Consider the following 18,289-nt stretch of genomic DNA (forward strand, 5'->3'; position numbering starts at 1 on the left):
ACCCGCCAAGCCTCTTAACAATGCGAAACAGGTGGGACTTTTTATTTTTGAGGGATATAATGGTGAGTGAAATAAAACTTAAGGAAACAAAAACCTTTGATGAACAGTTAAATATATTAGAAGAACGTGGTGTAATAATTGATAATAGAGAATCAGCTAAAAAAGTATTAAGTATAGTCAATTATTATAGATTAACAGCATATGCTATTCAATTTAAAGTGGAAAATAAATATATTGGAAATATAAGATTTGATACAATCTATGATTTATACAACTTTGATAAAAAGATGAAAAACCTCATAATAGGAACTCTTGAAAGTATAGAAATATCTATAAGAACTTATATAGCATATACATTAGCTCATAAATATGGAGCAGATTCATATACAAAAAGTGAAATATTTGAGAATGAAAAATATCATAATGGGTTAATGAATGAAATAAGTAAAGAAATAAAAAGAAATTATAAAGAGCCATTTGTAATTCACCATAATGATAAGTATAATGGAAAATTTCCTATATGGGCAGTTATTGAGCTTATTTCTTTTGGGGCATTATCGAGAATGTATTCCAATCTAAAAAGAGAAGATAAAAGAATAGTTTCAAGAGAGTTGTTAGGATTAGATTATAAATTGTTGGTTGCTGGATTACTTCATTTATCTTATGTGAGAAATATATGTGCACATTATGGACGTTTATACAACAAAAAATTTGTTGTATTTACTAAATTACATAAAAAGTATAGTCAATATAATATAGATGGAAATAGTCTTTTTGCTACTATTCTATCCATTAAAGAACTAATGCCTAATAAAGATGAGTGGATTATGTTTAAGATTCAATTAGAGGCTTTAATTGAGCAAAATAAAGATATAGTAGATTTGAATTTGATTGGATTTCCAGATGATTGGAGAGGGATTTTAGACATGTAATTATAGACTAAAAATTGATATAAAATTACTTATATAAGTAGTGATAAATAATAAAAAAGATGTTGCAAATAAACTATTTTGCAACATCTTTTTTGACGTCTAGGAAATTATAAAATTTTAATTAGATATAAATCAAAGGTATTATTATAATTTCCTTACCTTAAGTACTAAGGGAATAGATATTTATTTTTCTGTGACTTGGAGCGTGCGACGGAACAAGCAAAATAAATATCCTCCAACCTTTTTAATTAAGTGGATTCCAACCGTTGTAGTTTACGCTAAAATAATCACTACTTCCTAAATCCATATGACCAGAAGAGTACCCTTTTCCATTTATAGTTATACGCACATTAGACACTCCTAAATTATATCCTAAAGTATTAACCAATCCTTGAATAAATGCCCCTTCAACTCCACCACCTATATTATTAGGTAAAATGGAATTATTAAAATCTACAGTTAGAAGATTAGTCTCCTTATTTACCTTTGCACTAGAAACTCCTGCATTAGGGTTTATTGCTACATAAGAAGAATTAGGAGGAGCTTTTAATTCTTCTATTATGGCTGTTACTATAGCATTGTCAGTTATATTAACATTTTTACTTAAATATATTTTTTTATCAGACATTGGGTCGTGAAAGTATAATCTTAAAGTTTTAGAAACAGTTTTAGGTTTTGTAGGTGTTTCTTCTTTCTCTACCTTAGTAGTTGTTTGTGGCTTTTCTACCTTATTGCCAGTGTTTTCTGGTGGAGGTGTTGAAACATTAGAATTTTGTTTTTCCTCAGTTTTACCTGTATCTGAATCTGATAAATCTTCTTTTTTATCTTCATTTTTTATATCTGTTTCTGGTGAAGAGGCCTCAACATGATTCTGTTCGTTATTTTTATCAACATTATTTTCAGAACAGCCCATAAATAAAAGCATAGAAAAAGATATAAGTATAATGGATAATATTCTTTTTTTCAATGAAACCACTCCTTTCTTTAGTATATATTATACCGTTTATTACCTCTTGTATATATATTTACTTAAATAATATAGTGTTAGTTAACTAATATTCTAAATATACATAATTAGGAATAGATTTAAAGTGGGAGGTGTTAAAGAATGTCAAGATCTAAGGTTATAAAAAGGTGTAAGATGTGTCATAAGATGAAGAGCTTATCGGATTATTATGTTGATAAAAACCAAGGAGACAAGCATAATGCAATTTGTAAACGATGTATAGATGAAATGAAAGGTAATTAAAGAAATATAAAAAGGCTGTACTATTGTTACAGCCCTTTTATTAGGTGGTTTCGTTTTTTTCATTCTTCATTTCCCAATAGATAAGTAGGGCAAGAAATCCTCTAAGTAAACTTACAGCAGCAATTATCCATAACTCATCTATATTTTTAATTAATACAGTCTTTAATATTTCTCCAGCTAGCTTAAATTCAAGCCCCATAGCTAGGTTATTAGCAAAGGTATACTTAATTGGATACTTCTTTTTACAAAATATACTCATTATATATTTATAAAAGGCAGAAACAGCACCTATAACAACTACTATTACTCCCATTAATTCTAAAAGATGTATCAAAATTGGTAAATAATTACTAAGTAATTCCTCTAACAAAAAAATCCCTCCTAAAATAACTATCACTGTAGTTTTTCACAAGAGAGAATAAAAAATTCATAAAATAAAAGGGAGCTTAGCATCCGGCGAAAGACAAACTAAGCTCCCAAGTAATTAGCACTATTGTACCAACTGCTCAATTAGAATAACACAGAATTTTAAATTATACAAGTGAAATTTTGTGTTTGTATTTCTTATATCTTAGTGTTATAAAATAATGTATAATTAAGAATTTTGAAAAGTAGGTACAGAATAATGAAAAAGTATAAAAGAGTTTATATTGAAATAACGAATGTATGCAATTTAAGTTGTAGTTTCTGCCCCTTAACAAAAAGGGCAAAAAGCTTTTTAGATGAGGAAAAGTTTGTACATATACTTAATGAGGTAAGTCCATACACTGATTATATATATCTTCATCTTATGGGTGAGCCTTTATTAAATCCTGGTTTAGAAGTGTTTTTAGATGAGGCATATAAGAGGGGTATAAAGGTTAACATAACAACAAATGGAACCCTTTTAAAGAAGAATAAAGAAATACTTCTCAATGCAAAGTCTCTAAGACAAGTTAATATTTCACTTCATAGTTTTGAAGCTAATGATAGTAAAATAACTTTTGAAGAATATTTTAATGATGTTTTAAGCTTTATAGATGAAGTAAATAGAACTACAGACATAATATGTTCAATGAGATTATGGAATTTTGATGGTGAGAAGACCAAGGGTGAAAATGAGTTGAATGAGAAAATAACCAAGCTTATCAATATGAAGTTTGGATATGAAGATGATGTAATGAAGGTTTTAGAGGAAAAGAGAAGGGTAAAGATAAAAGATAGAATATATTTAAATGGAGCAGAAAAATTTCAATGGCCAACTATGGAGATTGAACCATTAGGGGATAGTGGCTTCTGTCACGGATTAAGAGATCATTTTGGAATTTTGGTAGATGGAACTGTGGTTCCATGTTGCTTAGATGGGGAAGGGAATATACCTTTAGGTAATATTTATAATGAAAGTTTAAAATCTATTCTTGAGGGAGAGAGAGCTAGAAAGATATTTGATGGTTTCTCTTGTAGAAAGAGGGTAGAAGAGTTATGTAAAAGATGTGGTTATAGTGAGGTGTTTTCTAAATAGATATATATAAACTAGGATTAGCTTTAAAGCAATCCTAGTTTTTTATATATTTTAAGTAATATTTTATATGTATTTTTAAATTATGAGATGATACTATAAAATTGTAAAAATAGAAAACGTTTTCTTTAAAAGGATGATAGTTTTAAATTTTACTGTAAAAATAATATCAACTCATAAGGAGGAAAAAATGAAACGTATATTTCGAAAAGCAATAGTTTATTTTACTGTACTAGCAGTACTTATTTCAAATGTAAGTATTTCATCAGTAAAAGCTATGGAAAAAAGTGATGAAGGAATCGTAGTTTATGCAAGTGATTATGGACTTGATTCAACAGGTGAAAAAGATAATGCTAAAGCTTTAGTTAATATGTTTGAAGCTATTAGGGAAATAGGTGAGAATGGGGATAAGGTTACTTTAAAGTTTGATAAAGGTATTTATCAAATTCATAAAGAGAATGCTCCAGTAAGAGAGGTACATACATCAAATACAGATAGTGTACGTTTTCCTAACAAATCAATTGGTATTTTAATTGAGAACCAAAATAATTTAACTATAGATGGAAATGGATCACAGTTTATTATTAATGGTGATATGATGGCCTTAGCTATTATGCACTCAGAGAATATAACAGTAAAAAATGTAAATATAGATTATCAAATTCCTACAACTTCTGAGATGACTGTGCTTGATTATGATAATGAAAATAAGACTATAGATTATTTTATTCCTGAATATCTTAATTATGAAATTCAAGGAGCGAATATTATATGGAAGTCAGAACAAAAATCTGATGGAGGGTACTATTGGACAGAAAAAAATGATCATCGTAATTATGGTATATCAGTAAAGTATCCAACAGAGTTAATGGGAAGATCATATTATTCAAATAGTAATCCATTTACAAATGCACAATCAATAGAGCAGCTAGATGATTCAAGAGTTAGAATTAAATACTCTTCAAACCCAGCATTTGAAGTTGTAAAGGGAATGAATTTTCAATTAGTATCAAACGCTGAGCGTCCAACAGCTGGTGCTTTTGTATGGGAAAGCAAAGATATTAATGTAATTAATACAAAGATATCATACATGCATGGATTTGGATTCTTAGTTCAAATGGCAGAAAACGTTTCTTTTGATGGTATACGTATGGAAACAGATATTGAAACAGGACGTAATACTTCAAGCTTTGCTGATGGAATTCATATTTCAGGTGCAAAGGGAAAGATAGAAATAAAAAATTCTTTCTTTAATAATACTCATGATGATCCTATCAATATTCATGGGACATTTACTCGTGTTGAAGAAAAGTTAGATAGCAATACATTGAGATTAAAATATATTCATAATCAACAAGGAGGATTTCCACAATATCATCCAGGAGATAAGGTGGTATTTTATAGTCGTGATACACTAGAATCAAGAGACGAAGAAAAGGAATATACAGTAAAAAGTGTAGAAGGACCATCAAAAGATAATCTTAAAGAGATGATTGTTGAATTTGAAGAAGAAGTACCAGATTATTTAACAGAGAAAGTTGGAAATGAACCAAAGTTTGTAGCTGAAAATGCAACATATACTCCAGAGATTTATATTAAAAACAACGAGTTTAAAAATGTATTTACTCGTATGATCTTAGCAACATCACGTAAGAAGATAGTTATTGAAGACAATTATTTTGAAGCTCCTTCAATGGCAACATTATTTTTCTCAAATGACTCTGATGAATGGTATGAATCAGGTCCAATTCGTGATCTAGAAATAAGAAATAATACATTTAAAATACGTAGCTTAGGTCGTACTTGGTGGAAGTATGCTCCAGCAATATATTTTCATCCAGTAACTAAAGGTGGAGGATTACCAGATGAATCCAACCCTATTCATAAGAATATTTTAATTGAAGAAAATAAGTTTTATTTAGAAAGTGATGGGGCTTTACGTGCTGAAAGTGTTGAGAATCTAACATTTAGAAATAATAAAATATATAGATTAGATCCAAGTGTTGATTTAAGTATAGAAGGTTCTAACAAATTATATGTAGGTAACAATAGCAATTTAGAACTAACTTATGATGGAAATGTTGTAACTGGTCCAACATCATTACCAGGAGGTCCAGAATCTAATTCAGGAACTGTAGCTAATGTATTAGAATTTAAAAATAGTAAAAATGTTGTTGTAGAAAACAATTATTATGATGATGGATTAAGAAAGAATGTATTAATTGAGGAGATGGATAGCAAAAATTTAAAGCTTAAAGATGATTTAAATGTACTAAATAATAGAGAAAAAACTGAACCTTCAGATGTTGTTAGTAATATACAATATGCATCAACTAATCCTGAAGTGGTAAGTATTGATAGTAATGGGAAGATGACTGCAAACAAAGAAGGTACAGCCGAGGTATTTGCATATTATGTTTGGAATGGTACCATTATTGAGTCTAATAAGAAGGAAATAACAGTTTTAAGCTCTGAAAATACTTTCGAGAATGAATTGGAATTTAAATCAGAGGTAATTACTATTGATGGAGACAATGGTACAAGCTTTGAGTTTAAAGAAGATATTAATCCAAGTGAAGTAGAATATACAATTCATGATTCTCAAATTGTAAAATTAGAAGGAAACACCTTTTATGGTTTAAAAACAGGTTTAGCAAGAATTACAGTAAGATATAAGGGAAGTGAAAAAACAGTCTTTGCTATAGTAAATGGTAAAGATGATCAAAAGGTTTTAAACTCTTTAATAAATATTGAAGATAAAGATAGTAATTCAACTGCTTCAGATGATAGCATTACAATAACTCGTAAAGCAGGTAATGATTTGTGGGGAAGTGATAATACATTAAATAATTTAGTTACTATTGATTTGGAAAATGTTGATACTAATAATTTTACAGGGTTAGTAACAATTGATGGATTACCAGGACGTATGGCAAATAACTGGGACTCAGCATATTTCTTAATTATGAAAAAGAATGCAAATGGAACTGTTGATCGTAATAACTATTTATCTGTAGGTAAACGTGCTCATGCTGATGGATTTGGAACTGTTCATGAAGTTAATGCTATAGGAAGTGAGCATGCAACAGGGGATGTTAGTGAAAATGAAATTAAAAAAGCAACTTTTGCAATAGAAAAGCAAGGCAAAACAGTTAATTTATATTCTATAGTTGATGGCAAGAGGAATAAGGTACAAAGCGTTGATATATCAAGCTTTGGAGATGATCTTAAGCTTGCAGTTGCATGTTGGGGAGCTGGACAAACTAATAAAAATGTTACAGTTACAGATATTAAATTAGGAGAAGGAAATATTGATGAAGTTTTACTGAAGGATTCATTACCAATTATGACTAATGATGATTCTAAGTTTGTAATTTCTAATTTAAGTCATTCATCTGATAGTAATGATAATATTAATATTAGCTTTGATTCAACTCATAAAGGTAATAATATGTTAATAGTTAGTGAGCCTGGTAATAACACATATGTTGTAAGTGGAAATAGCTTTAAAGCTACAGAAAATGGAGAGTATAAGGTGTTTGCGGTATCGCAACTATCTAGTGGTAAATATTCAAATGTAATTAGTAAAACATTTAATTATAAGCCACAATCTCAAAAAGGCTTTTATCTAAATGGTATAAAAATAGTTGATGGAGATACCATTACTATACCAGAGGAGTTAACAAAGTTATATTTAATAAACTATGATAATAATACTAAGTCAGTAATAGATGTTACAGGTAAGGATACAGTTAGTGGCGATTTTGGAACTATTAAATTAGAGAAAATAAAAAGTAACAAAGCAGGAATTGAGTCAATTAATGCTGTTGGATATGGTGAAATTAATATATTAAGCAAAAATTCCTTTATTAATACTAATAAAAAAGATAATTCTATAACATTTAATGTTAAATTATCAGAAGGTACAGACAAGCTTTTAGCAAAGAATTATGACCATGGAATAAATTATGAAGTGGTTCAGAATGGAAATAATGCAAAGGTTACTGTTCCTGTTTATAATGGAGTAGTTAGTATTGCTTTTGAAGCTGTTGCTAAGGATAGAGTAACTAAAGATGTTCATAGTGTTCATGTTATGCGTTATGCGGACATTTTAGAAGGATTTAATAAAATTGATGTTAATGGAAGTACTCTAGATATTTCAGAAGAGAAAGTTGATTTAGGTAACAAGACTAATAAAATTTCAGTTAAGGCAGATGCTAATGATGTAAATGCAGAAATAACAGTTATGAAGCGTAATAACAATGGACTTAATGAAATATCACAAGGTGTAGATACAGTAGTTGAAAATGGAGATGAGATCATTGTAAGAATAATCCATGAAAATAAACGTATGATGGAGTTTAAGACTTTTACAGTAGAAAATTCAAAGGAGCCTGAATTAGATATCAAGTCATTATTAGATTTAATAAAAGAAGCAGAAGATATTGACTTATCCAATAAAACAGAAGAAAGTAAGGTCAAATTCCTAGAAGTATTAGATGAAGTAAAAGCAGAAGTTAATGAAGGAATTACTTCTAGTGATGAATTGGAAGAATTAATAGATAAGCTTCAGAAGGCGATTAATGGTCTTGAAGATAAAGAAGAAACTCCAAATGGTGGGAGTAATGATGAAATTGAAGATGATAAAACAGAGTCATCAAATCCACCTAAAACAGGAGATGAAAGTTTGGGACTATTAGTACTTGCTCTAGTTGTATTAAGTGGAGTAACCATTATATTAATGAGCAGAGAAAAGTCTAGTAGTAAATAGAATATGATAAAGTTTTTTAAGTGAGCTGTGGCACTATATAATTAGTGCGCAGCCCTTTTTTATTCTTTAGGAAAATATAAAATCAAGGATAATAATTTTATAATTTCCTTACCTTTAGTAGGGGTGGGGGATATTTGCTTTGATGTGACTTGGAGATTGCACCGGAAGGAGCAAAATAAATATCCACCCACCCTTTTTATATCTAAAGATACTCCATATGTATTTTTTTAGTAATTGTTGCACACACTAAGCAAAATATTATTTTAGGAGTTTAGATTATGAAAAAAGAAAAAATAAGAATTGTGATTGATGGAATTGTTGTACTTTTATTATTTTTTTGTGGAACCTTAGTTTTTATAAATAAACCAACTGTAGAAGCTGTTAATAAGATGGATGAGCCAGAATATATGAAATTTGGTGTTCCACCAGAGGAAGAATTCTTAGAGGATGAGGAAAAACAAGATTATTATTTAGAAGATGAAAAATCTCAAGAAAATAAAGAAACGGAAGACTTTTATAAAGAATATGAAAAAGGTACATACTAATTTGTTTGATAGAACCACTGAAATGTAATATAATTCTCATAAAGTACAATTTATGGGGGAAGATATGGATTTCAAGAATATATCTAAGGAAAATAAAGTATATATAGTGTTTTTTATAGCGGGTATAATGTCTTTATTTATGGATTGGGTAAAGCTAGATTCTATAAGTTATAATGGCTTTCAGCAACAAGGGTGGATAATATTAATTCCACTTGCTTTTATACTATTTACTAAGCTAACAGGTAAATTATATAGTAGAGGATTTAATTTAGTACTATCTAGTGTAGTGTGTTTATTAACTATATTTTTCTTGTTTGATAAAACAGTGTACATAAATAATGAAGCCTATAACCTTGCAGCACTAGGATTACATATTATGGTGACTTGTACACTAGGTTATGTAGTTTTATCTATAAGGAGCTTTATAAAGGAAAAGAAATAATAAGCTGAGGGAGAGTACCTCAGCTTTTTTATTCTTTAGGAAATTATAATCGAAATTAAATTGTGGATAGCTTAAAGAGATTCTAATGTTAATAAAGTTTGTTTAATCCTAAAAAATAAGATATTAGCTATCTACCATAGTTCCACCATTAACATGTAAAACTTGCCCTGTAACATATGAAGAGTCTTCAGATGCAAGATAAACGTATGTTGGAGCAAGTTCATAAGGTTGGCCTGCACGCTTCATGGGAACATCTAGACCAAAGGTGGCCATTTTATCTGCTGAATAGCTTGAAACAATCAAAGGGGTCCAAATTGGACCAGGGGCAACTGCGTTTACACGTATACCTTTTTTGATAAGAGAATTTGATAGTGAGCGTGTGAAAGTTACAACGGCTCCTTTTGTAGAGGCATAATCAATTAAGTCTTCTGGACCTTTATATGCAGTTACAGATGCAGTATTAATAATAGCTGAGCCTGATTTTAAATGAGGAAGGGCAGCTTGTACAAGATAAAACATGGGAAAAATATTAACTTTATAAGTAAGTTCTAGCTGATATTGTGATATGCATTCTATTCCATTATCATGAGGAACTTGAACACCTGCATTGTTAATTAATATATCCAGTTTACCAAAGTGCTTTATGGTTCTATCTATAATTTTATGGCAAAACTCTTTTGAAGATATATCACCTTCTATTAATAAACATCTTGCACCATATTCTTCAACATAGGCTTTAGTGTATTTAGCATCATCTTCTTCATATAAGTAAGAAATGGCTAGGTCTGCCCCCTCTTTAGCAAAAGCTACAGCAACAGCACGACCTATACCACTGTCTCCACCAGTTATAAGTGCTACTTTTCCTCTTAATTTATCACTACCTTTATAATTAGGGTTATCAAAGATAGGAAGAGGGCGCATTATGGATTCTATTCCTGGTTGAATCATTTGATGTTGAGCAGGAAATTGTGGCTCGTAATAAGTACATTTAAAATCCCTATAATTATTCTCCAATACAGACATCTCCCAAATTAGTTCTTCTAATTAAGTATTTTATGAAAACTATTAAGAAATGGTTAGTTTATTTTAAATTATTTATTATATTGTATAAAAAGTTTTAGTTTATGAATACTAAATGGAGTTTCAGGCAATAATTGCTTATAGGGAGTTGATTATAATGAAAAAAGGAAGCAAAAAAATAATATTAGGTATACTGGCATTAACAAGTATTTTCTTAATTAGTTATATGGCTACTGATATATATATAAAAAGCAAAAACAAAGGGCAAGATACTAATCAAGCATCTACAAATGCCAATGCAAGTAATAAGTATCTAAGTGATAATGTTAAAGTGGTATTACAAAAAAATGGTAGTAGAGAGGCTGAAAAGACCTTAGATGAAGTTATTGATGAATATGGATTAGAAGGAAGCATTACTCAGGATGAGTTAACAGAGGTTTTAAGTCAATATGGATATACTTTTGATGTAAGTACATCGGATACAGTATATTATAATAAGGACTTAAAATCTGAGCTAGAACCAAATAAATATTATATTGGAGAATATGAAGGGTACTTAGCAATATATAAGTCTAATGATAAGGGTGAATTAGAGATTGAAGATGAAAAAGCTGATGTCTATAGGAATGGAGCAAAATTCACCGATTTAAAACCATTAGACCAAGAGGCTATTAAAAAGTATCAATATGTATACGACACAAAAGAAGATGCAAAATTAGATTTGACAGGCATAAGTTAATATAGCTTAATACTTCTTTAATATATAGTGAAACTATTACAAATAAAGGTGTGAATTGAATGATTCACACCTTTATTATGTTTTTAAGTCCTTGAAAGATTATAGCTTAAATGATAAAGTATTAGGGGAACATACTTTCACTATGATTTCGGAGGAATAAATAATGTACGAGTATATAAAAGGTAAGTATATAGGTATAAATAAAGATTATATAGTAGTTGAAAACAATGGAATTGGATATAAAATATTTACTTCAGGAGCTACTATGGCGGAGTTGCCAAAATCAGGTGAAGAAGTAATGCTTTATGTAGAGCAAATAGTTAGAGAAGATTTTATAGGTCTTTATGGATTTATAGGTAAAGAAGAATTACAGATGTTTAAGTTATTACTAAGTATAAATGGGGTTGGGGCTAAGGCGGCTCTTTCTTTATTATCAATAAGTAGAGTAACTAACTTAAAGTATGCAATAATGATGGGTGATGAAAAACATATATGTAGAGCACCTGGAATAGGTAAAAAGACAGCGGGAAGAATCATATTAGAACTTCAAGATAAGCTTAAGAAGGAAGATATGGTTATTGATAAAGAACAAATGGATATGGATAATGACTTTAATGAGGATAATAACTATGCATCAACTTTAAGCGAAGTAATGGGAGCTTTATTAGCTCTTGGATACAGCGAAAAAGAAGCTGAGTTAGCATTAAAGAAGGTTAATAAGAATGATACTGTAGAAAATGTTATTAAGGAATGTTTAAAAGTATTAATGGGATAGGAGGATGAAATATGGAAAGAATAATTACTCCTGCCGAGTTAGAGGAAGATTCAAAGGGAGAATTAAGTCTTAGACCTCAAAAAATAAGTGAATATATTGGTCAAGATAAGGTTAAAGAGAGACTAGATATATTTATAAAAGCAGCTCAAAAAAGAGGGGAAGCTTTAGACCATGTTCTTTTATATGGACCTCCAGGACTAGGTAAAACTACTTTGGCTAATATTATTGCCAGGGAAATGGGGGGAGATTTAAAGATAACCTCAGGACCTGCAATTGAGAGAGCAGGGGACTTGGCAGCTATTTTAACATCTCTTAAAGATAACGATGTTTTATTTATTGATGAAATACATAGACTAAATAGAAGTGTAGAAGAAATACTTTATCCAGCAATGGAGGACTATGCACTTGACATAGTTATAGGCAAGGGAGCAGCAGCAAAATCTATAAGGTTGGATTTGCCACAGTTCACTTTAATTGGAGCAACTACAAGAATAGGAATGCTTACATCTCCACTTAGAGATAGATTTGGTGTATTATGTTCTATGGAATATTATACAGTGGAACAATTAAAGGAGATAGTAATTAGAAGTGCTTTAGTTTTTGGATGTAACATAACAGAAGAAGGAGCTATAGAAATAGCAAGAAGATCTAGAGGTACACCAAGAATAGCAAATAGGCTATTAAAGAGAGTTAGAGATTATTCAGAAGTATATTCAGATAACTTAATAAGCTTAAAAGAGGCTAGAGAAGCCTTAGGACTTTTAGAGGTAGACAATGAAGGCTTTGATAGGGTTGACAATAAAATTTTAGAGGCTATAATAGATAATTTTGGAGGAGGCCCTGTTGGAATTGAAACATTATCCTACTTTGTAGGTGAGGAACTTGGAACCCTTGAAGATGTTTATGAGCCTTATCTTCTTCAAAGAGGTTTTATAGTTAGAACACCTAGAGGGAGAGTTGCTACAGAAAAAGCATATAAGCACTTAGGAAGAGCAATGAATAAGAAAAATGTACATGAAGGACAAAAAAGTTTTTTCAATAGTTAGGAGAAGTGAAGGATATGAAGGTATCTGATTTTGATTTTTATCTTCCAGAGGAGTTAATTGCACAACATCCTCTAGAAAAGAGAGATACATCTAGATTAATGGTTTTAAACAAAGAAACTGGAGAGATAGAACATAAGAGATTTTATGATATTATTGATTATCTAGATAAGGGAGATACTTTAGTACTAAATAATACTAGGGTTTTGCCAGCTAGACTAATAGGAGAAAAGGAACATACAGGTGGTAAAATAGAGTTCTTACTTCTAAAAAGATTAGAGGGAGATAAGTGGGAATGCTTAGCTAAGCCTGGTAAAAGTGCAAGAGAAGGAAGAAGATTTACTTTTGGTGATGGTAAATTAAAGGCAGAAGTTGTTGAAGTTTTAGAAAATGGTAATAGAATAGTTCAGTTTTTCTATGAAGGAATATTTGAAGAGGTTTTAGATTCCTTAGGAGAAATGCCACTTCCACCATATATTCATGAAAGACTAGAAGATAAAGAAAGATATCAAACTGTATATTCTAAAGAAGAGGGATCAGCAGCAGCGCCAACAGCTGGGCTTCACTTTACAGAAGAATTATTACAAAAGATAAAAGATAAGGGAATAAATATTGCGTATGTAACTTTACATGTTGGTTTAGGTACTTTTAGACCAGTAAAGGTTGAAGATATAGAAAGTCATGATATGCATTCTGAGTTTTATGTATTAGATGAAGAAAATGCACAAATAATAAATGATACAAAGAAAAGAGGAAATAGAGTAATATCGGTAGGAACAACATCTACAAGAACTATAGAAACTATTGCAGATGATAATGGATTAGTTAAAGCTCAAACTGGATGGACAAATATTTTTATTTATCCAGGATACAAGTTTAAAACTATAGATAACCTAATTACAAATTTCCACTTGCCAGAATCAACACTTATTATGTTAGTATCAGCTTTAGCTGGAAAAGAGCATGTATTAAATGCTTATAATGAAGCAGTTAAAGAAAAGTATAGATTCTTCTCATTTGGAGATGCAATGTTTATAAAATAAGGAGTGAATTTTTTGTCAAAGAGATATACTTTACTAAAGAAGGATGGAAAAGCAAGAAGAGGTAGATTTGTTACGCCTCATGGAACAGTAGAAACACCAGTATTTATGAATGTTGGTACATTAGCAGCAATAAAGGGCGCTGTATCATCAATGGATTTAAAGGAAATAGGATGCCAAGTAGAGCTTTCAAATACATATCACCTTCATTTAAGACCTAGTGATAAGGTTGTATATAAAATGGGTGGATTACATGAATTTATGAATTGGGATAGACCAATACTTACGGATTCAGGTGGATTCCAAGTTTTCTCTTTATCAGGAATGAGGAAGATAAAGGAAGAAGGAGTTTATTTTAGTTCACATATAGATGGTAAGAAAATATTTATGGGACCTGAAGAATCAATGCAAATTCAAAGTAATCTTGCATCAACCATAGCCATGGCTTTTGATGAATGTATTCCAATACCATCAACAAGAGAATATGTTGAAAAGTCAGTAGCAAGAACAACTAGATGGCTTGAAAGATGCAAGGTGGAAATGGATAGATTAAATTCACTTCCAGAAACGATTAATAAGGAACAAATGTTATTTGGTATAAACCAAGGAGCAACATTTAAGGATATAAGAATAGAACATGCCAAAACTATTGCTAAGATGGATTTAGATGGATATGCTATAGGTGGTTTAGCAGTTGGAGAAACTCATGAAGAGATGTATGAAATTATAGATGCTGTTGTACCATACCTTCCAGAGGATAAGCCAATATATTTAATGGGAGTAGGAACTCCTGCTAATATCTTAGAGGCTGTTGATAGAGGGGTAGACTTCTTTGACTGTGTACTTCCTGCTAGAAATGGTAGACATGGGCATGTATTCACTAAAGATGGTAAGATTAATTTAATGAATGCAAAGTTTGAATTAGATAAGAGACCTATAGATGAAGGTTGTCAATGTCCAGCTTGTAAGAGTTATACTAGAGGATATATTAGACACTTATTTAAAGCTAAAGAAATGCTTGCTATGAGATTATGTGTATTACATAATTTATATTTCTATAATAAGCTTATGGAAGATATAAGAGCAGCTATTGATGGGGGCTATTACAAAGAGTTTAAAGAGCAAAAGCTAAAAGAGTGGAACATTAAAGCTTAATATTGACAAAGATAATAAAGAATTGTAAACTACTTTAAAAGGATGTTGAATTGGCATTCATAAGGTCAGTTTTACAAAAGGGAAGGAAGGAAATAAAAAATGGAGATAATAGCATCACTAGCACCTATGCTAATAGTATTTGTAGTATTTTATTTAGTACTACTATTACCAGAAAAGAAGAGAAAAAAGCAATATATGCAAATGTTAGATAACTTACAAGTTAATGATGAAATCATGACTAGAGGTGGAATAATAGGAAAGATAATTTCTCTTGATGGAGAAAACATGGTTCTTGAATCAGGTCCAGATAGAGCAAGATTAAAAATGACTAAAAATGCAATAGCAAATAAAATATATAAAGAAGACTAGAATAGTACCCCTTGATACTTCATAAAATTTAGTATCAGGGGGTGTTTTATATGGATGAAAATAGAAGTTTTGTAAAATCAGTTTTAAAGGGTTGGATTGGTGCAGTGCTATTAACATTTATGCTTATGTTAATATTATCTTTGGCTATGATTAAATTTGAGCTGAATGATAATATATATAGCATTATTTTTACAGTAATAACAGTAGTTTCTCTTGTTATAGGTGCAGTGCTTGCAGCAAGAAACAATGGAGAAAGGGGATGGCTTACTGGTGGTATAGTAGGTTTACTTTTCTTTGTATTTATATTTGTGTTTAGCTCTGTTATAAATGGAAGTTTTGCTTTTGATATAACACAAATATATAAGTTGATAGGCTGTTTTGGAGTTGGCACTATAGCAGGAATACTAGGGATAAATCTGTAAAAAATCTTTTATATATATTACCAATATGCTATAATGTAAAAATACAATGTGAAATTCGAACCTAGTACTGAGGAGGATAAAAATGAAGACAAAGGGCAAAAGTTCAGCATTATTTATACTTTGTACTTTAGCTATAATCTTATTTGCTTTTTTAGGTTATAAAGGAGCTGAAGTTGCAGGGTGGAGAATTAAACCGTTTTCGGAAACTATAACAAAGGGACTTGACCTTCAAGGTGGTGTTTCTGTTGTTATGGAAATTCAAGACGAAGAAGTAAGCAAGGAAGACTTAGAGAAAACAAAAGAACAATTATCTCTAAGAGTAAACAAAATAGGGGTAGCAGAAACAGTAGTTTCAACTGAAGGGGATAGAAGAATAAGAATTGATATTCCAGCACAAGTTGATTCGGGGAAAATAGTAGAAAGTTTAGGAAAAACTGGTGAGTTAACATTTAAATCTCCAAAAGGGGATGTTATCTTAACTGGTCAAGACGTAAATAAGGCTATAGCAACATCAGATGAAAATGGATTGCCACAAGTTGCACTAGAATTAAATGAAGAAGGAACTAAAAAGTTTGCTGATGCAACTAAAGAGTACTTAGGTCAATCAATTTCGGTTAATATGGATGATGAAGTTTTAACAAATCCAACGGTAAATAGCGTAATAACAAATGGTTCTGCGGTAATTACAGGAAGCAAAAGTGCAGATGATGCAAAGAGACTTGCAGGATTAATTAATGCAGGAGCTTTACCTGTTACTGTAAAGGCAGCTTCAGTAAAAACTGTAGGAGCACAACTTGGAGAAGAAGCACTTCCAAATGCTTTAAAAGCAGCTTTAATTGGTATAGGACTAATTTTTGTATTTATGATTATTTATTATAGAGTACCAGGAGCTATTGCTTGTTTAGCACTAACATTATTTATTGCATTAATATTATTCTTATTTGGTGAGATAGGTGTTACATTAACCTTACCTGGAATTGCAGGAGTTCTATTGACCATAGGTATGGCTGTAGATGCTAATGTACTAATCTTTGAAAGAATAAGAGAAGAGCTTAAAAAAGGTGTGTCAATTAGAAGTGCTGTAGAAAAGGGATTTGAAAATGCAACATCATCAATAATGGATTCCAATATTACAACTATCATAGCAGCTTTAGTACTTTACTTCCTAGGATCAGGAACAGTAAAAGGTTTTGCTATAACTTTACTAGTAGGTATAGTAGTAAGTTTATTTACAGCATTGATTGTTACTAAATTCTTTATGCATAAGGCTGTAGAAATGGGATTACTAACAAAACTATCTCAGTTCAGAGTGAAGAGGGGGTAGAGAGTTATGCTTAAGGTTGTAGAAAAAAAGAAGATATGGTTTAGTATTTCAGCTATTATAATAGCAATTGGGTTAATTGCTATGTTTACTAAAGGTTTAAACTTCGGAATAGATTTTGAAGGTGGAACTAATATAATTTTAAAGTTTGATGAAGAGTACAATAAAGAGGATGTAGACTCTATAGTTAAAGGATTTGCATCTGATGCAGTAACAAATACTGCAGAAAATAATGAGTATGAAATTAAATCAAAGAATTTTGAGAGCAAAGATGTTTCTAAGTTAGTAGAAGAATTAAAGAAAAAATATAAGATGCCAGAAAATGCTATTGTATCTCAAGAGGAGATTGGAGCTTCTATAGGTAAGGAATTAAGAGTTAATTCTTTAAAAGCCTTAGCTATAGCATTTGTAGCTATGCTTATATATATAGCAGTAAGATTTGAATTTAAGTTTGGTGTTATTGCACTAATAGCCTTAGCGCACGACTTATTAATAACTATAAGTGTATTTGCAGTGTTTGGTATTTCTATTAATTCACCTTTTATAGCTGCAGTATTAACAATAGTAGGTTATTCTATAAATGCAACAATAGTAATTTTTGATAGAATAAGGGAAAACCTAAAACTATCAGGAAGAACTTCTGCAGCAGAAGTTGCTAACAAAAGTGTAACTCAAACTATGGCGAGGTCAATAAATACTACATTAACTACTTTATTTACTATAGTAGCTGTGTATATATTTGTACCGACTGTAAGAGGATTCTCTCTCCCAATAATAATTGGTATAATTTCAGGATTATTCTCGTCAGTATTTATAGCACCTTCTTTATGGGTACTTGTTACAGAAAAAAAGAAAAAATCTAAATAATAAAAAAGTTTTCAGCCTAAAGTAGGTTGAAAACTTTTTTTATTGTTTTCTTACCTTTATTATTAAGGGGATAGATATTTATTTTTATGTTATTTGGAGCT

18 protein-coding genes are annotated in these 18,289 nt (G+C 30.4%); 15 read left to right on the plus strand and 3 right to left on the minus strand.

Translation table 11 applies throughout. The features are described from left to right. Window positions 1-59 precede the first annotated feature (59 nt). Window positions 60-932 carry an Abi family protein gene (locus G594_RS0116890; RefSeq protein WP_034867179.1) on the plus strand — a complete coding sequence of 291 codons (873 nt, stop codon included), beginning with the start codon at window positions 60-62 and terminating at the stop codon, window positions 930-932. A gap of 244 nt (window positions 933-1,176) precedes the next feature. On the opposite strand, the gene G594_RS0116895 is transcribed toward G594_RS0116890, so the two are convergent. Beyond that, window positions 1,177-1,899 (minus strand): GerMN domain-containing protein, encoded by a 723-nt coding sequence (locus tag G594_RS0116895; RefSeq protein WP_027099626.1) that lies wholly within the window; start codon window positions 1,897-1,899, stop codon window positions 1,177-1,179. 141 nt (window positions 1,900-2,040) lie between these two features. Between G594_RS0116895 and G594_RS20225 the strand changes: the two genes are divergently transcribed. After that, complete coding sequence (locus tag G594_RS20225) at window positions 2,041-2,181, plus strand: hypothetical protein (protein WP_155849328.1); 141 nt, start codon at window positions 2,041-2,043, stop codon at window positions 2,179-2,181. 40 nt (window positions 2,182-2,221) lie between these two features. Here the strand turns inward: G594_RS20225 and G594_RS0116905 are convergent, their stop codons facing one another. Then, a complete protein-coding gene (locus G594_RS0116905; RefSeq protein WP_027099627.1) occupies window positions 2,222-2,551 on the minus strand; it encodes a DUF1622 domain-containing protein in 330 nt (109 codons plus the stop codon). A gap of 255 nt (window positions 2,552-2,806) precedes the next feature. On the opposite strand from G594_RS0116905, the gene G594_RS0116910 reads away from it, so the two are divergent. From G594_RS0116910 to G594_RS0116925, 4 genes are all read left to right on the plus strand, one after another. Next, window positions 2,807-3,682, plus strand: coding sequence for a radical SAM/SPASM domain-containing protein (locus G594_RS0116910; RefSeq protein WP_027099628.1), 876 nt, complete (start codon window positions 2,807-2,809; stop codon window positions 3,680-3,682). 187 nt (window positions 3,683-3,869) lie between these two features. Then, window positions 3,870-8,450, plus strand: coding sequence for an alpha-1,3-galactosidase-related protein (locus G594_RS19315; protein ID WP_051196071.1), 4,581 nt, complete (start codon window positions 3,870-3,872; stop codon window positions 8,448-8,450). 278 nt (window positions 8,451-8,728) lie between these two features. Next, complete coding sequence (locus G594_RS0116920; protein WP_027099629.1) at window positions 8,729-8,995, plus strand: hypothetical protein; 267 nt, start codon at window positions 8,729-8,731, stop codon at window positions 8,993-8,995. 64 nt (window positions 8,996-9,059) lie between these two features. After that, window positions 9,060-9,437 (plus strand): hypothetical protein, encoded by a 378-nt coding sequence (locus tag G594_RS0116925; protein ID WP_027099630.1) that lies wholly within the window; start codon window positions 9,060-9,062, stop codon window positions 9,435-9,437. 123 nt (window positions 9,438-9,560) lie between these two features. On the opposite strand, the gene G594_RS0116930 is transcribed toward G594_RS0116925, so the two are convergent. Continuing rightward, window positions 9,561-10,451 carry an SDR family oxidoreductase gene (locus G594_RS0116930; RefSeq protein ID WP_242829742.1) on the minus strand — a complete coding sequence of 297 codons (891 nt, stop codon included), beginning with the start codon at window positions 10,449-10,451 and terminating at the stop codon, window positions 9,561-9,563. Window positions 10,452-10,614: 163 nt separating this feature from the next. Here G594_RS0116930 and G594_RS0116935 point away from each other — a divergent pair, with 163 nt between their 5' ends. The 9 genes from G594_RS0116935 (at window position 10,615) to secF (ending at window position 18,188) form a co-directional block, all read left to right on the plus strand. After that, window positions 10,615-11,196, plus strand: coding sequence for a hypothetical protein (locus G594_RS0116935; RefSeq protein ID WP_027099632.1), 582 nt, complete (start codon window positions 10,615-10,617; stop codon window positions 11,194-11,196). A 163-nt stretch (window positions 11,197-11,359) separates the two neighbouring features. Then, window positions 11,360-11,971 carry a Holliday junction branch migration protein RuvA gene (gene ruvA / locus G594_RS0116940; RefSeq protein ID WP_027099633.1) on the plus strand — a complete coding sequence of 204 codons (612 nt, stop codon included), beginning with the start codon at window positions 11,360-11,362 and terminating at the stop codon, window positions 11,969-11,971. Window positions 11,972-11,982: 11 nt separating this feature from the next. Further along, window positions 11,983-13,017: a Holliday junction branch migration DNA helicase RuvB gene (gene ruvB / locus G594_RS0116945; RefSeq protein WP_027099634.1), complete on the plus strand. Its 1,035-nt coding sequence runs from the start codon at window positions 11,983-11,985 to the stop codon at window positions 13,015-13,017. Between the two features lie 14 nt (window positions 13,018-13,031). Further along, window positions 13,032-14,057, plus strand: coding sequence for a tRNA preQ1(34) S-adenosylmethionine ribosyltransferase-isomerase QueA (queA, locus tag G594_RS0116950; protein ID WP_027099635.1), 1,026 nt, complete (start codon window positions 13,032-13,034; stop codon window positions 14,055-14,057). A 12-nt stretch (window positions 14,058-14,069) separates the two neighbouring features. Next, a complete protein-coding gene (gene tgt / locus G594_RS0116955) occupies window positions 14,070-15,209 on the plus strand; it encodes a tRNA guanosine(34) transglycosylase Tgt (RefSeq protein ID WP_027099636.1) in 1,140 nt (379 codons plus the stop codon). 99 nt (window positions 15,210-15,308) lie between these two features. Then, window positions 15,309-15,578, plus strand: a complete 270-nt coding sequence (yajC, locus tag G594_RS0116960; protein ID WP_027099637.1) for a preprotein translocase subunit YajC — start codon at window positions 15,309-15,311, stop codon at window positions 15,576-15,578. 50 nt (window positions 15,579-15,628) lie between these two features. After that, on the plus strand, window positions 15,629-16,000 hold the full coding sequence (locus G594_RS0116965) for a TIGR04086 family membrane protein (protein ID WP_034867032.1): 372 nt from the start codon (window positions 15,629-15,631) through the stop codon (window positions 15,998-16,000). An 82-nt stretch (window positions 16,001-16,082) separates the two neighbouring features. Next, complete coding sequence (gene secD, locus G594_RS0116970) at window positions 16,083-17,324, plus strand: protein translocase subunit SecD (protein WP_027099639.1); 1,242 nt, start codon at window positions 16,083-16,085, stop codon at window positions 17,322-17,324. A gap of 6 nt (window positions 17,325-17,330) precedes the next feature. Then, the gene (gene secF, locus G594_RS0116975; protein ID WP_027099640.1) at window positions 17,331-18,188 is read left to right on the plus strand and encodes a protein translocase subunit SecF; all 858 of its coding nucleotides are present in this window, start codon (window positions 17,331-17,333) and stop codon (window positions 18,186-18,188) included. The last annotated feature ends 101 nt before the right edge of the window (window positions 18,189-18,289 follow it).

It is taken from the genome of Clostridium paraputrificum AGR2156, from assembly GCF_000424025.1.
GTDB classification, from domain to species: domain Bacteria; phylum Bacillota; class Clostridia; order Clostridiales; family Clostridiaceae; genus Clostridium; species Clostridium paraputrificum.